Raw genomic sequence first — 21,137 nt, 5'->3', positions numbered from 1 at the left:
GTTATCACTCTTAAGGCAAGCCTTGCTGATAACTGTGTAATTCTGCTCACAATATTAACAACATGTTAAATTTGTTGAATTATAGTTAAGCAAGGACCTTTCATGTCTTCAGGATGAAGTCCTTATGAGGAACCGCAAAAATGCTGATGCGTTCAGTGCTGTCATTATGTTGTCTGTCCTTTTTCTCGTCCTTTTTACCGGCGTTTAGCGCTTCAGGCGCCGAGGGAGTTATTCGGTTCAGCGGTTCAATCGTGGAGGAAGGCTGCGATTTTGCGCACAGCCAGCGTCAAGTGAGGGTGGTATGCCCCGTCGATAGCAAGCGCGTTGTGCAGACCATCGAAGTGGCTGATATTAATTCAACCAAAATCAAAAGTGATGTACCGGCAACCGTCCAGCTTCACTATCTGGATAACAGTAAAAAACTAGCGGTGCTTAACGTCGTCTATCGCTAACTCAAACCCGGGCTAACGGATGTTCTACAATCATTACTGGGTATGAAGGAGACGGCAATGAAATCCAGAATAGAGGTTGTGCAGGGTGATATCACCCGAATGACCACCGACGTTATCGTCAATGCGGCAAATTCTTCCCTGATGGGCGGCGGCGGCGTCGATGGCGCTATTCACCGTGCGGCAGGCCCGGCGCTGATGGAGGCCTGTATGCAGGTACGCCAGCAGCAGGGGACATGCCCTACGGGCCATGCGGTAATCACCGTTGCGGGAAATTTGCCGGCGAAAGCGGTGGTCCATACCGTGGGTCCGGTCTGGCGCGATGGCGATGCACATGAAGCGCAACTCCTGTCTGACGCTTACCGAAACAGTCTGCAACTGGTGTGCGACAACGGGTATAAAAGCGTGGCGTTTCCGGCGATCAGTACGGGGATCTACGGCTATCCAAAGCCAGCGGCAGCAGAGATCGCGGTGAATACGGTTTCAGATTATCTTACCCGGCACGCTTTGCCGGAGCAGGTATACTTTGTCTGCTATGACGAAGAAAACACCCGACTTTACCAGCGCTTACTTGCGCAGCTCCCACCCGAACAAGACGCATAACACGCGTCTTGGGCGCGCCATCGCCCCAAAAACTCAGGCGCATCCCGATCATAGCGGCGTTCATCCACTGGCTGACAGCCTGGATGCTTTCGCCGCCCGTTATCTTTTGGCCGAAATGGCGGAGCAGACGCTGGATGTGCAGTACTACATCTGGGAAGACGACATGTCCGGGCGGCTGTTGTTTAGCGCTCTGCTTGAAGCCGCCAAACGCGGCGTGCAGGTACGGCTGTTGCTTGATGACAATAATACCCTCGGACTGGACAGCGCGCTGCGGCTGCTCAATTCTCATCCTAATATTGAAGTGCGGCTCTTTAACCCCTTTTCATTTCGCACCCTGCGGGCGTTAGGCTACCTCACCGATTTCGCGCGCCTTAACCGCCGTATGCATAACAAAAGTTTTACCGTCGACGGCGAGGCAACCATTATTGGCGGCCGCAATGTGGGCGATGCTTATTTTGGCGCGGGGGATCAGCCGCTGTTTTCCGATCTGGACGTGCTGGCCGTTGGACCGGTGGTGGCGCACGTCAGCGATGACTTTGAGCGTTACTGGGAATGCGCGTCGGTGTCCACCCTGGAGAAGGTGCTGGACGTTAATGAGCATGAAATCGAGCAGCGTGTACAGTTGCCACAAGAGTGGCAGCAGGATCCGGTAGCGCAATCCTATCTTGATAAACTGGCAACCACCCAGTTTGCCACCCATCTGGATGCCGGAACGCTTTCCATGATTTGGGCAAAAACGCGTCTGTTGAGTGACGATCCGCGTAAAGGGGAGGGTAAAGCGCGCCGGCATTCGCTATTACCGTTACGGTTGTTAAACGTTATCGGCGAACCCAAAAAGCAGCTGGATATTATCTCTTCTTACTTTGTGCCGACTCGTGCAGGCGTGGCGCAACTGCTGATGCTCAAGCGCAAAGGGGTTAACATCGCCATTCTGACCAACTCGCTGGCAGCCAACGATGTGGCGGTGGTGCATGCGGGCTACGCGCGTTGGCGTAAAAAACTCCTGCGCCATGGCATTGCACTTTATGAACTCAAACCCGGCCCGCAAACGGAACGTGTCCAGCATGACCGTGGTTTGACCGGGAATTCGGGATCGAGCCTGCATGCCAAAACCTTCAGCGTTGATGGCCATCACGTGTTTATTGGCTCGTTTAATTTTGATCCCCGCTCTGCCATGCTGAACACCGAAATGGGGCTGGTCATTGAAAGCCAAAAACTGGCGCAGCAGATCCATACTCGCTTTACACAAAGCCAGCAGGAAGCCGCATGGACGCTACGTCTCGATCGTACCGGGCGGGTAAACTGGATTGAACAGCGTGACGGGAAGGAAATTATTTTAACCCGGGAGCCGCAAACCCGCTTCTGGCAGCGGGTGCTGGTGACGCTGGCTTACTGGCTCCCGGTGGAGTGGCTGCTGTAATTATTTGCTTTGCGCGACGGTATCTGGCCGCTTATTTTGCGGCTTGCCGGAAAACAGAAAGCGCAGCAGGGGAATGCGCAGGTGAATTTCATATAACACCAGCGCGATGCCGATAACAAACACCAATCCACTGAGAAATCCAAGGGTATTAGACGTGATATGCGGCGTGATATAAGCGCCGTAGAATAGCGTCAGCGGATGATGCACCAGATAGATAAACAGCGAAGCATTGACGAAATAGGTGACGCGCGCCGACTGGAAATTAAGCGCGCGGTAACCCAACGAAAACACCACGTTTACCATCCATAATCCCAGCACCATCGTGATGACATATTCCGTTTCATACATCCAGGCATCGCCGCTGCCGTAACGCTGATTAGCCAGATAGGCGGCAAACGCGACAGCCGCGCCAAGCGTGCAGCCACGCGAGGGCAGAATGAACAGCTGTTTGAGATTTTGATGCTTAAACGCCAGCGCGCCGAGGATAAAAAAGGGCGCATAAAACAGCGTTTGCATAACAATAAAATTAAACAACCCATCGCTTAAAATAGGGGGATAGACAATAAAAAGGGTACGGCGAATTAGCGCGTAACCCAGCCCAAGGAAGAAGAAAATAATTGAGAGTTTTCCTAAGGTGATATTTTGTAATCCACGAAAACGCCCTGTAGCGATCCCGTTGGATATATTCTTAAACAAAATTAATCCAAGGCTGGTTAATACCACCAGAACCAGTAAAAACCACAAATGTGATATGAGTTCCCAGGCCAGTGTATTATATTTTTCGTAGCCACTCAGAGTCTGCCATTTATCTGCCTGGCCCTTGACGTATTGCAACATAATAAATTGCGGGAGGGTGAGCAGGGGAATGGCGGTCAACATGGGAATACCCACGCGTTCGACGCGCACCTTCCACCATTTTGGCCGGGGGTAACGCAGGAACAACATGTATGAAAAATAACCGGAAATCACAAAGAAAACCTGCATCCGGAAGGCGTGAATGAAGTCGTTGAACAGGGTCAGCCACCATGAAGGGGCGACGCTGTTTACGTGCCAGTGATGGCTCGAATAGATTAACGAAATGTGAAACGGGATCCCCAACAGCATTAACCAGGCGCGGATAGAATCCAGAAAATATTCTCGTTGTACTGACGTCGTCTTCATATAACTCCGCGAACTCTCGGACTTTTCGTCTTATCGCTATGTGCGTATGTGGGTAAATTCGTCGGCAACCCTACACCAACTCCTGGTAAGTGTCTCCAGGTATAACTCGCAAAACGAATCCCTGCGCCCGCAACTGTATAAACCCTGAGCCAGCGGGATGAACAAAGAGGGGATTATGTTGTCGGAAAGCCTGAGTTTCCATTAAAATGGATCGGATTGATTTAAGCACACAAAGGGGGATGTGCTAATTAATATGAAAATTAAACCACAGATGTTGAAATTGCACTGGTTAGGCGCGGCAGTGATGTTGTCCTTTTATACCACCTCGGTTTGGGCATTCTCCATTGACGATGTCGCAAAACAGGCCAAATCATTAGCCGATAAAGGCTATGAAGCGCCTAAAAGCAATCTGCCGTCCGTTTTCCGCGACATGAAATACGCGGACTATCAGCAGATCCAGTTCAATCATGACAAAGCCTACTGGAACAACGTCAAGACCCCATTCAAGCTCGAATTTTATCATCAGGGCATGTACTTCGACACGCCGGTCACCCTCAACGAAGTGACCGCAACGGCGGTGCGTAAAATCAAATACAGCCCGGATTACTTCAATTTCGGCAACGTCCAGCACGACAAAGACACCGTAAAAGATCTTGGTTTCGCGGGTTTCAAAGTGCTTTATCCGATCAACAGTAAAGATAAAAACGACGAAATCGTTAGTATGCTGGGCGCCAGCTACTTCCGCGTTATCGGCCAGGGCCAGGTGTACGGTCTCTCGGCGCGCGGCCTGGCTATTGATACCGCACTGCCTTCAGGTGAAGAGTTCCCGCGTTTTCGTGAATTTTGGATCGAACGACCAAAACCTACCGACAAGCGTTTGACGATCTACGCGCTGCTGGATTCGCCACGTGCGACCGGCGCTTACCGGTTCGTGATTATGCCGGGCCGCGATACCGTGGTGGACGTTCAGTCTAAAGTTTACCTGCGCGACAAAGTGGGCAAACTGGGCGTCGCGCCCCTCACCAGCATGTTCCTGTTCGGGCCGAACCAGCCATCCCCTGCGACTAACTACCGCCCGGAACTGCATGACTCAAACGGTTTATCCATTAAAGCCGGTAACGGCGAATGGATTTGGCGTCCGCTGAATAACCCGAAACATCTGGCTGTCAGCTCCTTCAGCACCGAAAACCCGCAGGGCTTTGGTCTGCTGCAGCGTGGCCGCGAGTTCTCCCGTTTTGAAGATATCGACGATCGTTACGACCAGCGCCCGAGCGCCTGGGTTACGCCGGTAGGTGAATGGGGCAAAGGCAAAGTCGAACTGGTAGAAATCCCGACCAACGACGAAACCAACGACAACATCGTAGCCTACTGGACGCCGGACCAACTGCCGGAGCCCGGCAAAGAGATGAACTTCAAATACACGATTACCTTTAGTCGTGATGAAGACAAACTCCATGCACCAGAAAGCGCGTACGTTACCCAGACCCGTCGTTCCACTGGCGATGTGAAGCAGTCGAATCTGATCCGTCAGCCGGACGGCACCATTGCGTTCGTGGTGGATTTCGCTGGCCCGGAAATGAAAAAGCTGCCGCCAGAAACGCCGGTAAGCGCGCAAACCAGCATTGGCGACAACGGTGAAATCGTTGAGAGCGCCGTGCGCTATAATCCTGTCACCAAAGGGTGGCGGATGATCGTGCGCGTCAAGCTGAAAGACGCCAAGAAAACCACCGAAATGCGTGCCGCGCTGGTCAATGGCGATCAGACGCTGAGTGAAACCTGGAGCTATCAGCTACCTGCCAATGAATAAGTCTACTCCCTATATTGAGGCGTTGCCGCTTTCCGCCCAGGCGAAAGCGGCGCTGGCGGAAAATACCGCCGAACTGCGTGACGTGCATCATGCGCTCGGCGAGCCAGGCTTTACCGTTTCGCGCGAAGATGATTCGCCGCTTGAGTCTGTTCAAAAGCGTCTGGAGATGAGCTGGCCCGATTCTCTTTCTGATGGACAGTTAATTAAAGATGACGAAGGGCGCACCCAGCTGCAGGCGATGCCGAAGGCGAAACGCTCTTCGATGTTCCCGGATCCCTGGCGCACCAACCCGGTAGGGCGTTTCTGGGATCGCCTGCGCGGTCGTGAAGTCGCGCCGCGCTATCTCTCACGTCTGACCAAAGAACAGCAGGCGTCGGAGCAAAAGTGGCGTACCGTGGGCACCATCCGCCGTTATATCCTGCTGCTGCTGACCCTTTCGCAGACGGTGGTCGCTACCTGGTATATGAAGACCATTCTCCCTTACCAGGGCTGGGCGCTGATTAATCCTGCCGATATGTTTGGCCAGGATTTGTGGGTGTCATTCATGCAGCTGCTGCCGTATATCCTGCAAAGCGGCATCCTGATCCTGTTCGCCATTCTGTTCTGTTGGGTATCGGCGGGGTTCTGGACGGCGCTGATGGGCTTCCTGCAACTGTTGATAGGCCGGGATAAATACAGTATTTCCGCTTCGACGGTGGGCGATGAGCCTATCAATCCGGAACATCGCACCGCGCTGATTATGCCGATCTGCAACGAAGACGTGGATCGCGTTTTCGCTGGCCTGCGGGCGACCTGGGAGTCTGTCAAAGCCACCGGGCAACAGCAGCATTTCGACGTTTACATCCTGAGCGACAGCTACAACCCGGATATCTGCGTGGCTGAGCAAAAAGCCTGGATGGAATTGATCGCCGAAGTGCAGGGCGAAGGGCAAATTTTCTATCGTCGCCGACGCCGCCGCGTGAAGCGCAAAAGCGGCAATATCGACGATTTCTGCCGTCGCTGGGGCAGCCAGTATAGCTATATGGTGGTGCTGGATGCCGACTCGGTAATGACCGGCGACTGTCTCACCGGGCTGGTGCGCCTGATGGAAGCGAACCCGAACGCCGGGATCATTCAGTCTTCCCCGAAAGCCTCCGGCATGGACACGCTGTACGCCCGTTGTCAGCAGTTCGCTACCCGCGTTTACGGCCCGTTGTTTACCGCGGGTCTTCACTTCTGGCAGTTAGGTGAATCGCACTACTGGGGCCATAACGCCATTATCCGCGTGAAGCCGTTCATTGAGCACTGTGCTCTTGCGCCGCTGCCAGGTGAGGGTTCGTTCGCCGGGTCGATCCTGTCCCATGACTTCGTCGAAGCCGCGCTGATGCGCCGCGCAGGGTGGGGCGTATGGATCGCCTACGACCTGCCGGGCTCGTATGAAGAGCTGCCGCCTAACCTGCTGGATGAACTGAAGCGCGACCGTCGCTGGTGCCACGGCAACCTGATGAACTTCCGCCTGTTCCTGGTAAAAGGGATGCATCCGGTACACCGTGCGGTATTCCTGACTGGCGTCATGTCCTATCTCTCCGCGCCGCTGTGGTTTATGTTCCTCGCGTTGTCCACCGCATTGCAGGTGGTACATGCGCTAACCGAACCTCAGTACTTCCTGCAACCGCGCCAGCTGTTCCCGGTGTGGCCGCAGTGGCGTCCTGAACTGGCGATCGCGCTGTTTGCGTCGACCATGGTGCTGCTGTTCCTGCCTAAGCTGCTGAGCGTGCTGCTCATCTGGTGCAAAGGCTCTAAAGAGTACGGCGGATTCGTGCGTGTGACGGTGTCACTGCTGCTGGAAGTGCTGTTCTCGGTACTGCTGGCGCCGGTGCGTATGCTGTTCCACACCGTATTTGTGGTCAGCGCCTTCCTCGGCTGGGAAGTGGTCTGGAATTCTCCGCAGCGTGACGACGACTCTACGCCGTGGGGCGAAGCCTTTATGCGTCATGGTTCGCAGCTGCTGCTGGGCCTGGTCTGGGCGGTGGGTATGGCATGGCTCGACCTGCGCTTCCTGTTCTGGCTGGCGCCGATTGTGTTCTCGCTGATCCTGTCGCCGTTTGTGTCAGTGATCTCCAGCCGCGCCACCGTGGGTCTGCGTACCAAACGCTGGAAACTGTTCCTGATCCCGGAGGAGTACAATACGCCGCAGGTGCTGCTGGATACCGAACGCTATCTGCATCAGAACCGCGAGCGGACGCTGGACGATGGCTTTATGCATGCGGTGTTCCATCCGTCGTTTAACGCGCTGGCAACCGCCATGGCAACGGCGCGTCACCGTGCCAGCCAGGTTCTGGAGATCGCCCGCGATCGCCACGTCGAGCAGGCGCTGAATGAAACGCCGGATAAACTGAACCGCGACCGCCGTCTGGTACTGTTAAGCGACCCGGTTACGCTGGCGCGTCTGCACTACCGCGTGTGGGCCGCGCCTGAGAAGTATTCTTCCTGGGTGTCGCACTACCAGGGGCTGACGCTTAACCCCAGCGCCCTGAAAACGCGCTAAACTGTACTGCAATGTAAAAAGCCGGCCACCAGGGCCGGCTTTTTTATCACTAAGACTGACAGGAATTATTGAATGCGCGCTGTTGTTATCATCCTGGTCGCCATGCTGTTAAGCGGCTGCGGCAGCATTATTAGCCGAACCATACCCGGACAGGGGCACGGCAACCAGTATTATCCCGGCGTACAGTGGGATGTCAGGGATTCGGCATGGCGTTACGTTACCGTGCTCGATCTGCCGTTTTCGCTGGTATTTGATACTCTGCTACTGCCGATCGATGCGAGTCACGGCCCTTACGAATAACTTACCGTTCGTCCCACTCATCCGCTGCTGCCCGGCCTTCCTCGGTATCCAGCGGCGGTTCCAGCTGGAATTCGCCCTCGTCCCATTCGTGGAGAGTATTTTCCTCCAGCCACTCCTGGCGCAGTTCGATTTCGTCGAAATCGCCGTCAAACACGCTCTGAGCGGCTTCACCGGTTAATACCGGCAGACACTCGCCATCCTCGCTATCGTCGGCAAAAAATTCAGCCTGCCACATAATATCGCCATCCTGCAGGATGTATTTCTGGATATTAAGCTGCTGTATGTTTGCCTCGTCTTCAGCGATCCCGGGATTATCCGCAAGGAACTCTTCGCGAGCGGCGTCAATGGCTTCTTCAAGTGTGGCGTACATAGACATGGCAATCTCCCTGTGTGCATGGGCTTTTCAGGAAAGAATAGACGAATCTGACAATTTACCAGTATGAATGTGAAATTTTATTGCTGAAATATCAGAGGGTCGCCACAACGCGGCGGCAGTGCCCTGCCGCCGGGGGGATCAATAACGCGAGGGCACGCCTTCCGGGCGCGTTTTAAACCGGCGGTGCAACCACATATACTGCTCCGGCGCCATCATAATGCAGCGCTCCACCACGCCGTTCATCCAGCGGGCAGTCTCTTCGGCGGTTTCCAGCGGTGGATTGCATTCCGGCTCGAGGATCACCATCTCATATCCTGTGCCATCTGGCTTGCGGCGCGGCACAAACGGCACCACGCAGGCGCGGGACATTTTCGCCAGCATCCAGGTGCCGGTGGTCGTTGCGGCCTGATCGACGGCGAAAAACGGCACAAATACGCTGCTGCGCGGGCCGTAATCATGATCCGGCGCATACCAGATGATGTCGCCGTTTTTCAGTGCCCGCACCATGCCTTTGAGATCTTTGCGATCGATCATCGCTTTATTGGAACGCATCCGGCCCCAGGTTTGCAGCCAGTCGAGTAGGGGATTGTCGTTGGGGCGATACACGCCGATACCCGGGTTGTGGATCCCGAAAATCCGCGCCCCCAGCTCCAGCGTCAGGAAGTGAACGCCAATCAGCAGCACGCCTTTACCCTGATCCTGCACCGCTTTGATATGCCCGGTGCCGGACACATCGAACCAGCGTTCAACGCGCCAGGTGGGCCAGAACCAGGCCATCCCGGTTTCCATCAGGCCCATACCGACAGATTCAAAGTTCTTGACCACCATCTGATGGCGTTCCGCATCCGATTTTTCGGGGAAGCACAGCTCAAGGTTACGGTACGCGATGCGCGCGCGGCGCTTCATAAAGCGCATCGCCAGGCGGCCTGTGCCGCAGCCGAGGCGATAGATCACCGGATAAGGCAGCAGAACCACCAGCCAGAGCACACCGATACCCAGCCATGTTAGCCAGTAACGGGGATGAAGCAGACGACGCGAGAAGGTAGGTAATTGAGTCATGAATTTCCTGAATAACGAATCGAGAAACTATAGGGCCTATTGTGGCATTAATTTTTCTCAGGACCAAAAATCTCAGAGGGTTAGCCGACGCTGTCGGTGATTTTGTTGAAATAAGGGTGCAAATGTAGCGTAGATTGCGTGGATGTAAATTGGTGTTAAATGCTATATCATGCCGCGCGATAAATTCACCTTACCGATTGCAGGAACGAACACCATGCCAGTGTTGCATAACCGCATTTCGAATGAGGAACTCAGGGCGCGTATGCTGGCGGAAACCGAGCCGCGCACTACAGTCTCATTCTATAAATATTTTACCATCGTGAATCCTCAGGCCACCCGCGACGCGCTGTATCAGGCGTTTGTCGAGCTGAAGGTGTTTGGCCGCGTTTATCTCGCCAGCGAGGGAATTAACGCCCAGATTAGCGTGCCGGCCAGTAACCTTGAGGCGCTGCGTGAGCTGCTGTACGGTTTTGATCCGGCGCTCAACGGCCTGCGGTTGAATATCGCGGTGGATGACGACGGAAAATCGTTTTGGGTGCTGCGGATGAAAGTGCGCGATCGCATCGTGGCGGACGGCATTGACGATCCGCAGTTTGACGCCAGCGACGTCGGGGAATACCTGAAGGCTGCTGAAGTCAACGCCATGCTCGACGATCCTGACGCCGTGTTTATCGATATGCGTAACCATTACGAATACGAAGTGGGCCATTTCGAAAATGCGCTGGAAATTCCGGCGGATACCTTCCGCGAACAGTTGCCAAAAGCCGTCGAGATGATGGAAGCGCATAAAGACAAAAAAATCGTCATGTACTGCACCGGCGGCATTCGCTGCGAAAAGGCCAGCGCCTGGATGCGCCATAACGGTTTTAAGCAGGTCTGGCACATCGAGGGCGGGATCATTGAATATGCCCGTCGCGCCCGCGAGCAGGGGCTGCCGGTGCGTTTCGTCGGTAAAAACTTTGTTTTTGATGAGCGAATGGGCGAGCGGATCAGTAATGACGTGATAGCCCACTGCCACCAGTGCGGTGCGGCGTGCGACACTCACACCAACTGCAAAAACGACGGTTGCCATCTGCTGTTTATTCAGTGCCCGGCGTGTGCCGAAAAATTTAACGGCTGCTGTAGCGAGAAATGCCAGCACGAACTGGCGTTACCGGAAGAGCAGCAGCGTCAACTGCGTGCCGGGCGGGAAAACGGCGCGAAAATCTTTAATAAATCCCGGGGGCGGTTAAATACCAAACTGGGCATTCCCGACCCCGAGTGACCTTACCCCTCGCGGCAGCCGCCGCGCGGGGACCGGTTATTTCTTCTGCACGCCTTCCACAGAAATGATCAGCTCAACGTCCTGAGACGCCGGGCCCAGGTCGGTGGTGATATTAAAATCTTTGAGATGAATTTTACCGCTGGCCTCAAAACCTGCGCGCTGGCCGCCCCACGGGTCGCTGCCCTGGCCGATTAATTTGGCATCCAGCGTCACCGGTTTGGTCACGCCGTTGAGGGTCAGGTTACCGGTGATATCCAGCCCTTCACCGTCTTTCTTCACTTCCGTCGAGGTGAACGTCGCCTGCGGGAATTTGGTTACGTTCAGGAAATCCGCGCTACGCAGGTGCTTGTCACGCTCAGCGTGGTTGGTATCCAGGCTGTTCGTGTTGATGGTGACATTCACTTTATCCGCTGCCGGGTTTTTCTCATCAAAGGTGAACGAGCCGTCGAAATCGCGGAACGTGCCGTACAGCCAGCTGTAGCCCAGGTGCTGAATGCGGAAGTTAACAAAGGCATGCTGGCCCTGTTTGTCGATAACGTAATCCGCAGCCACGGCGGAACCGGTGGTAAATAACAGGGCACCCATGGTTAACCCCAGCAGGCTTTTTTTCATTTTCGCTCCTTAGTCCTTAGTTATGACGCTTTCCCGAGCATCCGCTTCAGGGTGGCATCTTTATCGATAAAGTGGTGTTTCAACGCGGCAAGCGCATGTAAGACAGAAAAGATGACGACGCCCCAGGCCAGCCACAAGTGGACTTGACCGGCGAGATCGGCCTGCACGCCGGCATCGCTTAGGGTGGCGGGCACTTCGAACCAGCCAAATACGCTGATGGGCTTGCCGTCGGCGGTAGAAATCAGGTAACCGCTAATCAGAATCGCGAAAAGCAGCAGATAGAGCAGGGCATGGCCCGCCGCCGCCGCGATGCGGGTCAACGGGGAGTAAGTCGGCAGGGCGCGCGGCGGCTTCGAAATCATGCGCCAGGCCAGGCGAACCACCATCGCCATCATCAACAGGATGCCAATGCTTTTATGCAACTCAGGAGCGTTGTGATACCAGCCATCGTAATAGCTGAGGGTCACCATCCATAAGCCAAGCCCGAACATACCGTAAACGGTAAGGGCGATGGCCCAGTGCAGGATCACTGAAAGATGTCCGTATCGGGTGGGTGAGTTACGCCACTGCATGTTGTATGCCTGTTAAATTTTAAAGTTGCTGCAACAATGGCGTGAGCGCGAACTAAAAGCAATCCAAAAAAATGGAAGCACTTCATCAAAGAAATTGAATGAATAAAAGGTACGTAGCAAAGGCGAAATTAAGCAAAGCGTTGGGGGGAGTAAGGGTATTGAAAGGGCGCGCAAGGTTAAATTTGCGTCAGCATTCTGTCAATCTACGTCAATTTTATTGATGCTTTGTTGGTCAGAAAAACCAAATCCAGATCAGATCGATAATGGCCAGCAACGACCACAGCACCAGGTAAAGTACCAGATGTTCGCGCACATTATTGACCAGAAAATGAAAGAGCCGACGCATGGTTAAGTCCGTATCAGAAAAGTCAGCGGCATTTTACCCGTTTACCGCGCCGTAAGGGATTAACGGGGGTGGAAGCCCACCCCTCTGTCATACAGTTTTAAAGCGGCTCAGGGCGAAAGGCGAAAGATCAAACTGAGGCGCGGCGTTTTTTGCAAAGTCGCAGGCGATTTCACCCAGTACCGACGCGAACTTAAAGCCGTGCCCGCTCAGGCCGGTTATCACCAGGGCATTGGGCGCGCCGGGCAGCGTATCGATAATAAAATCCTCATCGGGTGAATTATCGTAAGTGCAGGCCGCGCCATACAGACAGCCGCCGATACCCGGCAGGATATGCCGTAAAAACGGGAAGGCTTCCGCGCCATCGGTATGTACCGCGCCGAACGGTTTACGCTCTTCAGGCGCGCTAATAATTTGCCCGCCGTTGTGCTTGCCGATTTTCAGCTCGTTATTGTCTGCGGGGAAACCATAAAACTGATCGCCATTGGGCAATTCCCCGGTAAAAGCCGGGAAACGGTTATTGGTACTGTAGCGACCATCGGCCTGATACCAGGCGAAAATCTTGCGCACCGGGGTAATGGGTAATTCAGGGATCAGGCGCTTAACCCAGGTTCCGGCGCTCAACAGCAGTTTGCGTCCACGGAAGGTGCCTTCAGACGTATCGATGCTTACGCCGTCCGCATCGGTATGTATGGCCTGCACCGGGCAGTTAAACAGCTGGGCACAGCCCGCTTGTTCCGCCAGACGTATCCATGCGGCGATGGCGGTCTCGCTGTGCAGCACGCCGGAGTTGGGTTCAAACAGGCCGATAAAATCCGCCGGGACGGTGATTTCAGGCCAGCGGGCCATCAGCGCGCGAGCGTCGAGTTTTTCCAGCGGCAGGCTAAACTGGCGCGCGCTTTGCTCAACGTTCGTCAGGAATTCGGAATGGGCCGGACCCAGATTTAACACACCGCTGCGGGTGAAAATTTTCTCGCCGCTCAGCTGTTGAAGTTCATCCCACAGCGCTTGCGCCCGTAGCACCAGCGGGACGTACTTTTCACCTTCGCCATAGGCATGGCGAATCAGGCGTGACTCACCGTGATGGCTGCCTTCTTTGTGAGGCGGATGGGCCGAATCGGTCATTAACACCTTCAGCCCCGCACGGGTGGCGTAATACCCGGCAGCGGCACCCACAGACCCGCTGCCAACAATAATGAGATCGTACTCCATGGACATTTTCTCCATTTGAGTGAAGGGAGTGCAGAGTAAAGAACCTGAGGAAAAGAAACAAGATTTACCCTAATCGTGAGCAATCCAATCACAGGGAATATTATCTGATTTCAATGAGGATATGTTTGCGCAACAACGCTTAAGTAAAATTTATATAAGCGGCAGCAATCAGATTATTCATAAAATTAAGGCACCCGAAGGTGCCTGTCGATTAAAAGATAAGCAAACTAATGTTTGCGATAATCGTTTTCCTGGTAATCACTGGATTCTATTTTCGCAATGCCAGCTTCGAGAATCGAAATAAACTGGCGGGCTACGTCGGTGGTAAGCCAAAGGGTTTGCCCAACTTCGGTATCTTCTTGATTAGGGCGATTTGGCGACTGATAGTGCAAACGTAGCATCATCGCATCGTAGCTATCGACGGTACTGATATCCCATCCTACAAGGGGATGCGTTTGAATAACTTCATTATTCTTTACCATTATAACCCCCTTTATCGTGTTTATAGACAACGTCGTTCGAGGTTCAATGCGTCTTTTCTTGAAGCAATTTCAGTATATCAGTGGATTCGCGCCAACGTCTAAAAAATATATTTCCTGCAACACATTTTTTTTAAATCGTGGAATTGTTTGAACAATAAAACGGTAAGTTATTCGGATAAATAAGCGTTTATAGCACAGCAATACAGACAAAACTGAAAAGAGAATTGCGGTTAAGAGGATATTAAAAAGCCGGGCGGCGAGCCCGGAAATGCACAATGAGAGAATACTTTTTTATTTTCGCTATCCGAAATGCATCAACATGCCGCGGCAGAAGTGTGCATAAGCAGCATGTTGATACAGCACGAATTCAGGGTGCAGAGAACCAGTCGTCGGCACTTTCCCAGGTTTCCTGAAGGATCTCGCTGATACGGTCTTTGTCCTCTTTTGCGCCGCCCAGCACAGAGAGATTATTGGCAGCAGCATAGCGCACGCTGACATGATTCCCGCTGTCCGGAAAAGAGTGTTCAATACGGCGCGTCAGTTCATTCGTCAACGCGTCAATCGCGCCGGGTGGTAATACGGTGGTTTTAGCTATGGTGACTTCAATACGCATGATCGCCCCCTGTTGTTTATACTGGATATTTATACAGTTAAGTGGCCCAGGTTGCAACAGGGGGCGGAAAATATTTCTCCGTCAGCGTTTTACCGACCAGCGCACCGTTTCACCCGCCAGGAACGGAATCAGGTTGTCGTCGCTCAGAGCAATGCTCCGGGCGATGGTTTGATCCTGTTTGACCAGCGTGATTTGCGCTTCATTCACCGGCAAGCCATAGAAACGCGGACCGTTCAGCGAGCAGAACCCTTCGAAATGATGTAGCGCGTTCATCTCTTCAAACACCGTGGCGTAGGCACCCAGGGCGGACGGCGCATTGAAGCAGCCTGCGCAGCCGCAGCTGGTCTCTTTTTTATGCCGCGCATGGGGGGCGGAGTCGGTGCCGAGGAATACCCGGTCGCAGCCGCTGGCGACCAGCTCGCGCAGCGCCTGTTGGTGAACGCTGCGTTTTAAAATGGGCAGGCAATAAAGATGAGGGCGCACGCCGCCGACCAGCATATGGTTACGGTTAAACATCAGGTGTTGCGGGGTAATGGTGGCGGCCAGCAGATCGTTGCCGTCCGCGACATACTGGGCGGCGTCTTTGGTGGTGATATGTTCAAACACCACTTTCAGCTGGGTCAGGCGCTGGCGCAGCGGCGCCATCACGGTCTCGATAAAGCGCGCTTCCCGGTCGAAAATATCGATATCGGCGTGGGTCACTTCGCCGTGAACCAGCAGCGGCATGCCGATTTTTTCCATTCGCTCCAGCACTGGCATAATCGCATCGATACTGGTCACGCCGTGGCTGGAGTTGGTGGTCGCGTTGGCCGGATAGAGCTTGGCGGCAGTAAACACGCCTTCGTTAAACCCGCGTTCCAGCTCGTTGGGGTCAAGGGTGTCGGTCAGATAGCAGGTCATTAACGGTTCAAACGAGTGACCGGCTGGTACGGCATCCAGAATACGCTGGCGGTAAGCGCGGGCAGCGTCGACCGTGGTGACCGGCGGCGCCAGGTTGGGCATGACAATCGCGCGGCCATAGGTTTCGCTGGTATAAGGCACCACGATGTTCAGCATTTCGCCATCGCGTAAATGGACGTGCCAGTCGTCTGGGCGGCGGATTGTTAATTCCTGGGATGATACGGTCATGAGCGTGCTCCGGCTGGTGGGAAATCAGTCAACAATGGCTGGATTTATGCCGGGCACAAAGGATATGCGGAAACGTTTTCGTTTGCATCCTTTTTTATTATGGGGGCAGTGGCCGCCCCCGGTGGGATCAGTCAATAAACGGAATAATAATCTCGCCCGGTTTCACTTCAATGCCTTTAGCATACTGCTTCGCCAGCGCCTCGCCTTTAGTGCGGTCTTCGCTCAACACGTAGGCGGGCCGCTGATTAAAATAGCTCTTTAACGACTGGTTAAGATACGGCGTCAGGGTCTTTAATACGCCTTCCATCTTCTGCGGTAGCACCTCTGCGCTGACCACTTCCATATCCTGTAAATAGATCGCGCCCTGTTCTTTATTGAACGTCGGCAGCGCCTTCAGGGTCAGCTTCATGGTGGCTTTTTGATCGCCGAATAGCGAGGTTAAATCCAGATTCGCATCGCCGGTCAGCGTCACTTTATTCGGCTCCTGACGACCAATCTGGCTGGAGAGGTTAGTCAGCACGATATGCGCGTCGGCAATGCCCGGCAGACCAATGTCTTTGGCAAAGTTATTGCGCTTCGCCAGCGCCTGGTTAATTTCCTGCTCGGTCACCGTGTATTGGGTTAATTGATTGCAGCCCACGACCAGCATCGTCAGTAAACCGACGAGCGCGATAACGATTTTTTTCATAGGGTTCCTCAGCGTTACGCCATCCTTAATCCCGGCAGCATCGCGCACTGAGGCAGAAAATAACAGGGGAAAAAACTGAAACGCCGGCGCGACGCGCCGGCTCAGGCTTAAATCGCCAGGGAGGTGAGCAGGTTGACCTGTGTCTGCTTCGCCATATTGTCGCGATAGTCCGCCACGCGGGTCGGCCAGGTAATGCCCTGCACCAGCGTCAGATTACGCAACAACGGGAACAGATCGATATCATCCTCAGAAAGTTCGCCGTTGACCGCATTGGGCGCTTTGATGTGCTTGTCCAGCGCGCGCAGATCGTCGCTGATATTCTTAATCAGCCCCGGCGAGTGGGCCATATGCTCGTCAAACGCGCCGATGGACGCCTGCTTTTTCTCGGTGAAGTACGCCCGGGCTTCCGGGGTGGAGAACTCATCAAACGGCGCTTTCGCCATGCGCGGCAACAGCAGACGGTTAGCATACTCGTTGACTTTACGCAGCCAGGTGGCGATAGCCGGGTTACGCGCGCCCGTCAGCAGCGGCTTGCCGTCCAGTTGATCGACGTAATGCACGATATCCATGCTTTCAGCCATATAGCGGCTGTCGTCTTTTTGCAGGATTGGCGCCATCTTCTGGCCAATCATTCGGGTGGGGGTATCAACATCGTCATTCATCAGGACGTTGAGCTCGACGGGGATATTCTTCAGCCCGAAAATCATGCGCGCTTTTACGCAGAATGGGCAGTGATCGTAAATATATAGCTTCACGTTTCTCCTCCATATGATGACCGTAACTTTCAGTATGGAGGAGAACAAAGCAGGGGGCAAATCAGCTACCCGGCTCCAGCATCGACGGATCGACGCGGCGCAGGCTGAACTGCCACCACAGCGCGAAGAAGGTGATCAGCCCCACCGCGCCCAGCATCGCCCAGGGCAGTTCCGGCTGGCCGAGCGTATGGCCCATATCGAACAGCCAGCCGCCGCCCGCATAGCCAAACGCGCCGCCAATCGCCAGGCCGAGACGGCTGAAACCCATATAGCTGCCGCGCGCCCGGGCGTCCGCCAGTGAGGCGCTAAGCGTTTCCCGCGCCGGCTCGGCAATGATCGAGCCGATATAAAACACGCAGATCAGCGTAAACAGCTGTTGCAGGGAGGCGGTTAAGCCCATCGGCACCAGGCTAAAGGTCATCAGCAGCAGACCCGCCATCAGACGCTGCTCAAGGCGGAAGCGCTTTTCACTCCAGCGGGCGATGGGGTAGAGCAGCGTGAGCGACAGCGCCGCCTCAATAGCGTACATCCACTTCACCGCCGCTGGCGTTCCGGCAATGTTGTTCACCATAATCGGCAGCATCAGCATCACCTGCACCGCCAGCATGTAATAGCCCGCCAGCGTTAATACGTAGGTAATAAAGCGTTTATCTTTCAGTACCCGGCCCATGCCTTCGCGCATTGGGGTACGGATGGTTGACAGTTTATAGGCGGGCAGCAGCCAGGCGTTCACCCCCGCGCACACCACAAACAGCACCGCGCCCGCGGCGCACACCATGCGGAAGTCGTATTGCAGCAGCCAACTGCCGAGCAGCGCGCCGATCACTGCCCCGGCGCTATCCTGCATCATCAGGAGCGAGAAGAAGCGCCCGCGCTGTTCGGGGCGCACCAGTTTCACCACCAGCGCCGAGCGTGGCGGATCGAACAGCGTGCCGCCGATACCGGACAGGAAGCAGGAAAACCACAGCAGCCACGGCTCATGGGCGATCCCCATGGTGGCGAAGCCCGCAGCGCGCAGCAGCATCCCGGTGACGATCATCGGCCTGGCGCCGAACCGGTCGGCAATCGCGCCGCCAAAAATCCCTAAACCCTGTTGCGTCAGCTGACGCAGGCCGAGCGCGATCCCGACCATCAGCGCGGCCCACCCCATTTGGTCAACAAAGCGAATCGAAATCAGCGGAAAGACGACGAAGAAGCCCAACACCACCAGCATATTGTCGAGCAGCAGGAAATATTTACCCAGGCTCCTTGCCTGCGAGACCCCAGCCATTTCCCCCTCCCGGGAAACGAAACCACAGGAAACCATTTTGCGGTGCCCGGTCACATTTTCCCATCGTCGAGGCGACAATATTTTTTTATCAATCTGTCAGATTGATTGATGACGTTAATCGACACGCGATATCGGCCTGAAAAAAGGCATGTTGCTGTTTTCACTGTTTTCACTGTTCTCCTGGCAACAGGTATAGTAAAAACATGGCGTGGCTAACGGGCGACGACAGAATGCCTGCAAGGAGTAACGACTGATGTTTGGCTATCGCAATAATGTGCCGAAAATACGCTTAGTGACCGACCGCCTGGTGGTCCGTCTGATTTACGAACGGGATGCCTGGCGGCTGGCGGACTACTATGCCGAGAACCGGCAGTTTCTCAAGCCCTGGGAGCCGATTCGTGACGAGAGCCATTGCTATCCGTCCGGCTGGCAGGCGCGGCTTAGTATGATCAACGAACTGCATAAGCAGGGTAGCGCGTTCTATTTCGCGCTGTTCGATCCCGATGAAAAAGAGATCTACGGCGTCGCCAACTTCTCCAACGTGGTGCGCGGCTCATTTCACGCCTGCTATCTGGGCTATTCGCTGGGGGAGAAATGGCAGGGGCAGGGGCTGATGTTTGAAGCGCTGACCTCCGCGATCCGCTACATGCAGCGTACCCAACATATTCACCGCATCATGGCGAACTATATGCCCCATAACCAGCGCAGCGGGGATCTGCTGGCCCGGCTGGGTTTTGAAAAAGAGGGCTATGCCAAAGATTATTTACTGATCGACGGCGTCTGGCGCGATCACGTATTAACCGCACTGACCACCAAAGAATGGACCGCAGGTCGTTAAGGAGCCTCCATGAAATACTCACTCAGCGCCACCGAAGCCCGCGTGATTGGCTGTATGCTGGAAAAACAGGTCACTACGCCCGAGCAGTATCCGTTGTCGGTTAACGGCATCGTGACGGCCTGCAATCAGAAAACCAACCGCGAGCCGGTGCTGAACCTCAGCGAGTCCGAGGTGCAAAACACTCTGGATTTGCTGGTAAAACGTCATTATCTGCGCACCGTCAGCGGGTTCGGCAATCGGGTGATGAAATATGAACAGCGCTTTTGTAACTCCGAATTCGGCGATCTCAGGCTCAACAGCGCGGAAGTGGCGCTGATCGCCACGCTGCTGCTGCGCGGCGCGCAAACGCCGGGCGAACTGCGCGGGCGCACCTCGCGAATGCATGAATTCGCCGACATGGCGGAAGTCGAAAATACCCTGGAGCGGCTGGCCGCCCGCGAAGATGGCCCCTTTGTTGCGCGCCTGCCGCGCGAGCCGGGCAAGCGCGAAAGCCGCTACATGCATCTGTTCAGCGGCGATGCGGTCATTCCCGCTCAGGATGAAGAGACCGTCAGCGCAAGCTCTGACGATCTGGCGCTGCGCGTTGAAGCGCTGGAAGCGCAGGTTCAGGAGCTGCAAACCCGGCTCGATTCCCTGTTAGCGCATCCCGGAGAATAATCATGGCCTTATTACGGGTGGGAATGGTGGGCCTCGGCGGTATCGCGCAAAAAGCCTGGCTGCCGGTACTCTCGGCGGCGGCACGCTGGCAGCTGGCGGGCGCGTTTTCCCCGACGCAAGCGAAGGCGCAGCCGATTTGCGACGCGTACCGCATTCCTTATATCGGATCGATTGCCGAGCTGGCGACGCGCTGCGATGCGGTGTTCGTACACAGCAGCACCGCGAGCCACTACGCGGTGGTGAGCGAGCTGCTCAACGCCGGGGTACACGTCTGCGTGGATAAGCCGCTGGCGGAAAACCTGTCGGATGCCGAGCGGCTGGTGGATCTGGCGGCGCGTAAAAAATTGACTCTGATGGTTGGCTTCAACCGCCGCTTTGCGCCGCGCTATCGCGAGCTGAAAGCGCGACTGGAGCATTGCGCCTCGCTGCGGATGGACAAACATCGCGCAGACAGCGTTGGCCCGCACGATTTACGCTTTACCCTGCTGGATGACTACCTTCACGTGGTGGACACCGCGCTATGGCTGGCAGGCGGGGCGGCAGAGCTGCAAAGCGGCGTCCTGCAAACCAGCGATCGGGGCGAAATGCTGTATGCCGAGCACCACTTCGCCCATCAACAATTACAGATCACCACCAGCATGCATCGCCGGGCGGGCAGTCAGCGCGAGTGGGTGCAGGCGGTCACCGACGGCGGGCTGTATCAGGTCACCGATATGCGCGACTGGCGGGAAGAGCGTGGGGCAGGGGTGGTCACCCAGCCCATTCCCGGCTGGCAGAGTACGCTTGAACAGCGCGGATTTGTTGGTTGCGCGCAGCATTTTATCGACTGCGTGGCAAATCAGACCATTCCCGAAACCGCAGGCGAACAGGCGCTGCTGGCCCAGCGGGTGGTGGAAAAACTCTGGCGCGAGGCGATGGAAGAATAACCGCCTGTAACATCTGCCGCTAGAATTTCATCAGCGCTCGGGTAGACTAGGCGCTCGCTGAATACCTGACGCCTG

Annotated in this window: 23 protein-coding genes; 10 read left to right on the top strand and 13 right to left on the bottom strand. The window is 55.1% G+C overall.

From position 1 onward, the window contains the following. Positions 1 to 140 precede the first annotated feature (140 nt). The 3 genes from GV764_RS19740 to GV764_RS19730 are packed head-to-tail and all read left to right on the top strand — an operon-like array spanning position 141 to position 2,472. Positions 141 to 452, top strand: coding sequence for a fimbrial protein (locus GV764_RS19740; protein WP_161661586.1), 312 nt, complete (start codon positions 141 to 143; stop codon positions 450 to 452). A 57-nt stretch (positions 453 to 509) separates the two neighbouring features. Beyond that, entirely contained in the window at positions 510 to 1,052 is a 543-nt protein-coding gene (gene ymdB, locus GV764_RS19735) for an O-acetyl-ADP-ribose deacetylase (RefSeq protein WP_161661585.1), read from the top strand. Beyond that, a complete protein-coding gene (locus GV764_RS19730) occupies positions 985 to 2,472 on the top strand; it encodes a phospholipase D family protein (RefSeq protein WP_161661584.1) in 1,488 nt (495 codons plus the stop codon). The genes ymdB and GV764_RS19730 overlap by 68 nt, the downstream gene beginning before the upstream one ends. Here GV764_RS19730 and mdoC read toward each other — a convergent pair whose 3' ends face one another. Next, positions 2,473 to 3,633, bottom strand: a complete 1,161-nt coding sequence (gene mdoC / locus GV764_RS19725; RefSeq protein WP_161661583.1) for a glucans biosynthesis protein MdoC — start codon at positions 3,631 to 3,633, stop codon at positions 2,473 to 2,475. A 271-nt stretch (positions 3,634 to 3,904) separates the two neighbouring features. Here mdoC and mdoG point away from each other — a divergent pair, with 271 nt between their 5' ends. The 3 genes from mdoG (at position 3,905) to GV764_RS19710 (ending at position 8,267) form a co-directional block, all read left to right on the top strand. After that, positions 3,905 to 5,440 carry a glucans biosynthesis protein MdoG gene (gene mdoG, locus GV764_RS19720; RefSeq protein ID WP_161661723.1) on the top strand — a complete coding sequence of 512 codons (1,536 nt, stop codon included), beginning with the start codon at positions 3,905 to 3,907 and terminating at the stop codon, positions 5,438 to 5,440. Continuing rightward, entirely contained in the window at positions 5,433 to 7,967 is a 2,535-nt protein-coding gene (gene mdoH / locus GV764_RS19715; protein ID WP_161661582.1) for a glucans biosynthesis glucosyltransferase MdoH, read from the top strand. The genes mdoG and mdoH overlap by 8 nt, the downstream gene beginning before the upstream one ends. Positions 7,968 to 8,039: 72 nt before the next feature. Further along, positions 8,040 to 8,267, top strand: a complete 228-nt coding sequence (locus GV764_RS19710; protein WP_161661581.1) for a YceK/YidQ family lipoprotein — start codon at positions 8,040 to 8,042, stop codon at positions 8,265 to 8,267. A gap of 1 nt (position 8,268) precedes the next feature. Here GV764_RS19710 and GV764_RS19705 read toward each other — a convergent pair whose 3' ends face one another. Together GV764_RS19705 and GV764_RS19700 are read right to left on the bottom strand one after the other, a co-directional pair. Next, the gene (locus GV764_RS19705; RefSeq protein WP_125292145.1) at positions 8,269 to 8,643 is read right to left on the bottom strand and encodes a MysB family protein; all 375 of its coding nucleotides are present in this window, start codon (positions 8,641 to 8,643) and stop codon (positions 8,269 to 8,271) included. A 138-nt stretch (positions 8,644 to 8,781) separates the two neighbouring features. After that, positions 8,782 to 9,702, bottom strand: a complete 921-nt coding sequence (locus tag GV764_RS19700; RefSeq protein WP_161661580.1) for a Kdo(2)-lipid IV(A) acyltransferase — start codon at positions 9,700 to 9,702, stop codon at positions 8,782 to 8,784. A gap of 214 nt (positions 9,703 to 9,916) precedes the next feature. On the opposite strand from GV764_RS19700, the gene trhO reads away from it, so the two are divergent. Beyond that, positions 9,917 to 10,966: an oxygen-dependent tRNA uridine(34) hydroxylase TrhO gene (trhO, locus tag GV764_RS19695; RefSeq protein ID WP_161661579.1), complete on the top strand. Its 1,050-nt coding sequence runs from the start codon at positions 9,917 to 9,919 to the stop codon at positions 10,964 to 10,966. Positions 10,967 to 11,002: 36 nt separating this feature from the next. Here the strand turns inward: trhO and GV764_RS19690 are convergent, their stop codons facing one another. The 10 genes from GV764_RS19690 to mdtH all read right to left on the bottom strand — a co-directional run bounded on the left by GV764_RS19690 (position 11,003) and on the right by mdtH (position 18,641). Next, entirely contained in the window at positions 11,003 to 11,578 is a 576-nt protein-coding gene (locus GV764_RS19690; protein ID WP_161661578.1) for a YceI family protein, read from the bottom strand. Between the two features lie 20 nt (positions 11,579 to 11,598). Then, the gene (locus GV764_RS19685) at positions 11,599 to 12,150 is read right to left on the bottom strand and encodes a cytochrome b (RefSeq protein ID WP_161661577.1); all 552 of its coding nucleotides are present in this window, start codon (positions 12,148 to 12,150) and stop codon (positions 11,599 to 11,601) included. A gap of 232 nt (positions 12,151 to 12,382) precedes the next feature. Beyond that, positions 12,383 to 12,496: a YceO family protein gene (locus GV764_RS19680; RefSeq protein ID WP_125292140.1), complete on the bottom strand. Its 114-nt coding sequence runs from the start codon at positions 12,494 to 12,496 to the stop codon at positions 12,383 to 12,385. 87 nt (positions 12,497 to 12,583) lie between these two features. Beyond that, a complete protein-coding gene (gene solA / locus GV764_RS19675; protein ID WP_161661576.1) occupies positions 12,584 to 13,705 on the bottom strand; it encodes an N-methyl-L-tryptophan oxidase in 1,122 nt (373 codons plus the stop codon). 227 nt (positions 13,706 to 13,932) lie between these two features. Continuing rightward, positions 13,933 to 14,187: a biofilm formation regulator BssS gene (gene bssS / locus GV764_RS19670; protein WP_161661575.1), complete on the bottom strand. Its 255-nt coding sequence runs from the start codon at positions 14,185 to 14,187 to the stop codon at positions 13,933 to 13,935. Positions 14,188 to 14,554: 367 nt separating this feature from the next. Next, a complete protein-coding gene (gene dinI, locus GV764_RS19665; RefSeq protein WP_161661574.1) occupies positions 14,555 to 14,800 on the bottom strand; it encodes a DNA damage-inducible protein I in 246 nt (81 codons plus the stop codon). An 81-nt stretch (positions 14,801 to 14,881) separates the two neighbouring features. Next, complete coding sequence (gene pyrC / locus GV764_RS19660; RefSeq protein WP_161661573.1) at positions 14,882 to 15,928, bottom strand: dihydroorotase; 1,047 nt, start codon at positions 15,926 to 15,928, stop codon at positions 14,882 to 14,884. Between the two features lie 127 nt (positions 15,929 to 16,055). Then, the gene (locus GV764_RS19655; RefSeq protein WP_161661572.1) at positions 16,056 to 16,616 is read right to left on the bottom strand and encodes a lipoprotein; all 561 of its coding nucleotides are present in this window, start codon (positions 16,614 to 16,616) and stop codon (positions 16,056 to 16,058) included. Between the two features lie 107 nt (positions 16,617 to 16,723). Next, positions 16,724 to 17,371, bottom strand: a complete 648-nt coding sequence (gene grxB, locus GV764_RS19650) for a glutaredoxin 2 (RefSeq protein WP_161661571.1) — start codon at positions 17,369 to 17,371, stop codon at positions 16,724 to 16,726. 61 nt (positions 17,372 to 17,432) lie between these two features. Beyond that, positions 17,433 to 18,641, bottom strand: coding sequence for a multidrug efflux MFS transporter MdtH (mdtH, locus tag GV764_RS19645; protein WP_161661570.1), 1,209 nt, complete (start codon positions 18,639 to 18,641; stop codon positions 17,433 to 17,435). Positions 18,642 to 18,894: 253 nt separating this feature from the next. Here mdtH and rimJ point away from each other — a divergent pair, with 253 nt between their 5' ends. The 3 genes from rimJ to GV764_RS19630 are packed head-to-tail and all read left to right on the top strand — an operon-like array spanning position 18,895 to position 21,062. Continuing rightward, positions 18,895 to 19,479: a ribosomal protein S5-alanine N-acetyltransferase gene (rimJ, locus tag GV764_RS19640; RefSeq protein ID WP_161661569.1), complete on the top strand. Its 585-nt coding sequence runs from the start codon at positions 18,895 to 18,897 to the stop codon at positions 19,477 to 19,479. A 9-nt stretch (positions 19,480 to 19,488) separates the two neighbouring features. Then, a complete protein-coding gene (locus GV764_RS19635) occupies positions 19,489 to 20,136 on the top strand; it encodes a YceH family protein (RefSeq protein WP_161661568.1) in 648 nt (215 codons plus the stop codon). 2 nt (positions 20,137 to 20,138) lie between these two features. Next, complete coding sequence (locus GV764_RS19630) at positions 20,139 to 21,062, top strand: Gfo/Idh/MocA family protein (RefSeq protein WP_161661567.1); 924 nt, start codon at positions 20,139 to 20,141, stop codon at positions 21,060 to 21,062. Positions 21,063 to 21,137: the final 75 nt, after the last annotated feature.

It is taken from the genome of Atlantibacter hermannii (genome assembly GCF_009907385.1).
GTDB classification, from domain to species: Bacteria; Pseudomonadota; Gammaproteobacteria; order Enterobacterales; family Enterobacteriaceae; genus Atlantibacter; species Atlantibacter hermannii_A.
This window is presented reverse-complemented; position numbering and strand designations above follow the sequence as displayed.

Coding starts and splice junctions, on each gene's coding strand:
- GV764_RS19690 (WP_161661578.1), bottom strand. CDS start 11,578: ATGAAAAAAAGCCTGCTGGGGTTAACCATGGGTGCCCTGTTATTTACC.
- rimJ (WP_161661569.1), top strand. CDS start 18,895: ATGTTTGGCTATCGCAATAATGTGCCGAAAATACGCTTAGTGACCGAC.
- bssS (WP_161661575.1), bottom strand. CDS start 14,187: ATGGTAAAGAATAATGAAGTTATTCAAACGCATCCCCTTGTAGGATGG.
- GV764_RS19630 (WP_161661567.1), top strand. CDS start 20,139: ATGGCCTTATTACGGGTGGGAATGGTGGGCCTCGGCGGTATCGCGCAA.
- mdtH (WP_161661570.1), bottom strand. CDS start 18,641: ATGGCTGGGGTCTCGCAGGCAAGGAGCCTGGGTAAATATTTCCTGCTG.
- mdoC (WP_161661583.1), bottom strand. CDS start 3,633: ATGAAGACGACGTCAGTACAACGAGAATATTTTCTGGATTCTATCCGC.
- GV764_RS19710 (WP_161661581.1), top strand. CDS start 8,040: ATGCGCGCTGTTGTTATCATCCTGGTCGCCATGCTGTTAAGCGGCTGC.
- GV764_RS19700 (WP_161661580.1), bottom strand. CDS start 9,702: ATGACTCAATTACCTACCTTCTCGCGTCGTCTGCTTCATCCCCGTTAC.
- trhO (WP_161661579.1), top strand. CDS start 9,917: ATGCCAGTGTTGCATAACCGCATTTCGAATGAGGAACTCAGGGCGCGT.
- GV764_RS19730 (WP_161661584.1), top strand. CDS start 985: ATGACGAAGAAAACACCCGACTTTACCAGCGCTTACTTGCGCAGCTCC.
- GV764_RS19685 (WP_161661577.1), bottom strand. CDS start 12,150: ATGCAGTGGCGTAACTCACCCACCCGATACGGACATCTTTCAGTGATC.
- mdoG (WP_161661723.1), top strand. CDS start 3,905: ATGTTGAAATTGCACTGGTTAGGCGCGGCAGTGATGTTGTCCTTTTAT.
- GV764_RS19635 (WP_161661568.1), top strand. CDS start 19,489: ATGAAATACTCACTCAGCGCCACCGAAGCCCGCGTGATTGGCTGTATG.
- mdoH (WP_161661582.1), top strand. CDS start 5,433: ATGAATAAGTCTACTCCCTATATTGAGGCGTTGCCGCTTTCCGCCCAG.
- GV764_RS19655 (WP_161661572.1), bottom strand. CDS start 16,616: ATGAAAAAAATCGTTATCGCGCTCGTCGGTTTACTGACGATGCTGGTC.
- GV764_RS19705 (WP_125292145.1), bottom strand. CDS start 8,643: ATGTCTATGTACGCCACACTTGAAGAAGCCATTGACGCCGCTCGCGAA.
- ymdB (WP_161661585.1), top strand. CDS start 510: ATGAAATCCAGAATAGAGGTTGTGCAGGGTGATATCACCCGAATGACC.
- GV764_RS19740 (WP_161661586.1), top strand. CDS start 141: ATGCTGATGCGTTCAGTGCTGTCATTATGTTGTCTGTCCTTTTTCTCG.
- solA (WP_161661576.1), bottom strand. CDS start 13,705: ATGGAGTACGATCTCATTATTGTTGGCAGCGGGTCTGTGGGTGCCGCT.
- dinI (WP_161661574.1), bottom strand. CDS start 14,800: ATGCGTATTGAAGTCACCATAGCTAAAACCACCGTATTACCACCCGGC.
- GV764_RS19680 (WP_125292140.1), bottom strand. CDS start 12,496: ATGCGTCGGCTCTTTCATTTTCTGGTCAATAATGTGCGCGAACATCTG.
- pyrC (WP_161661573.1), bottom strand. CDS start 15,928: ATGACCGTATCATCCCAGGAATTAACAATCCGCCGCCCAGACGACTGG.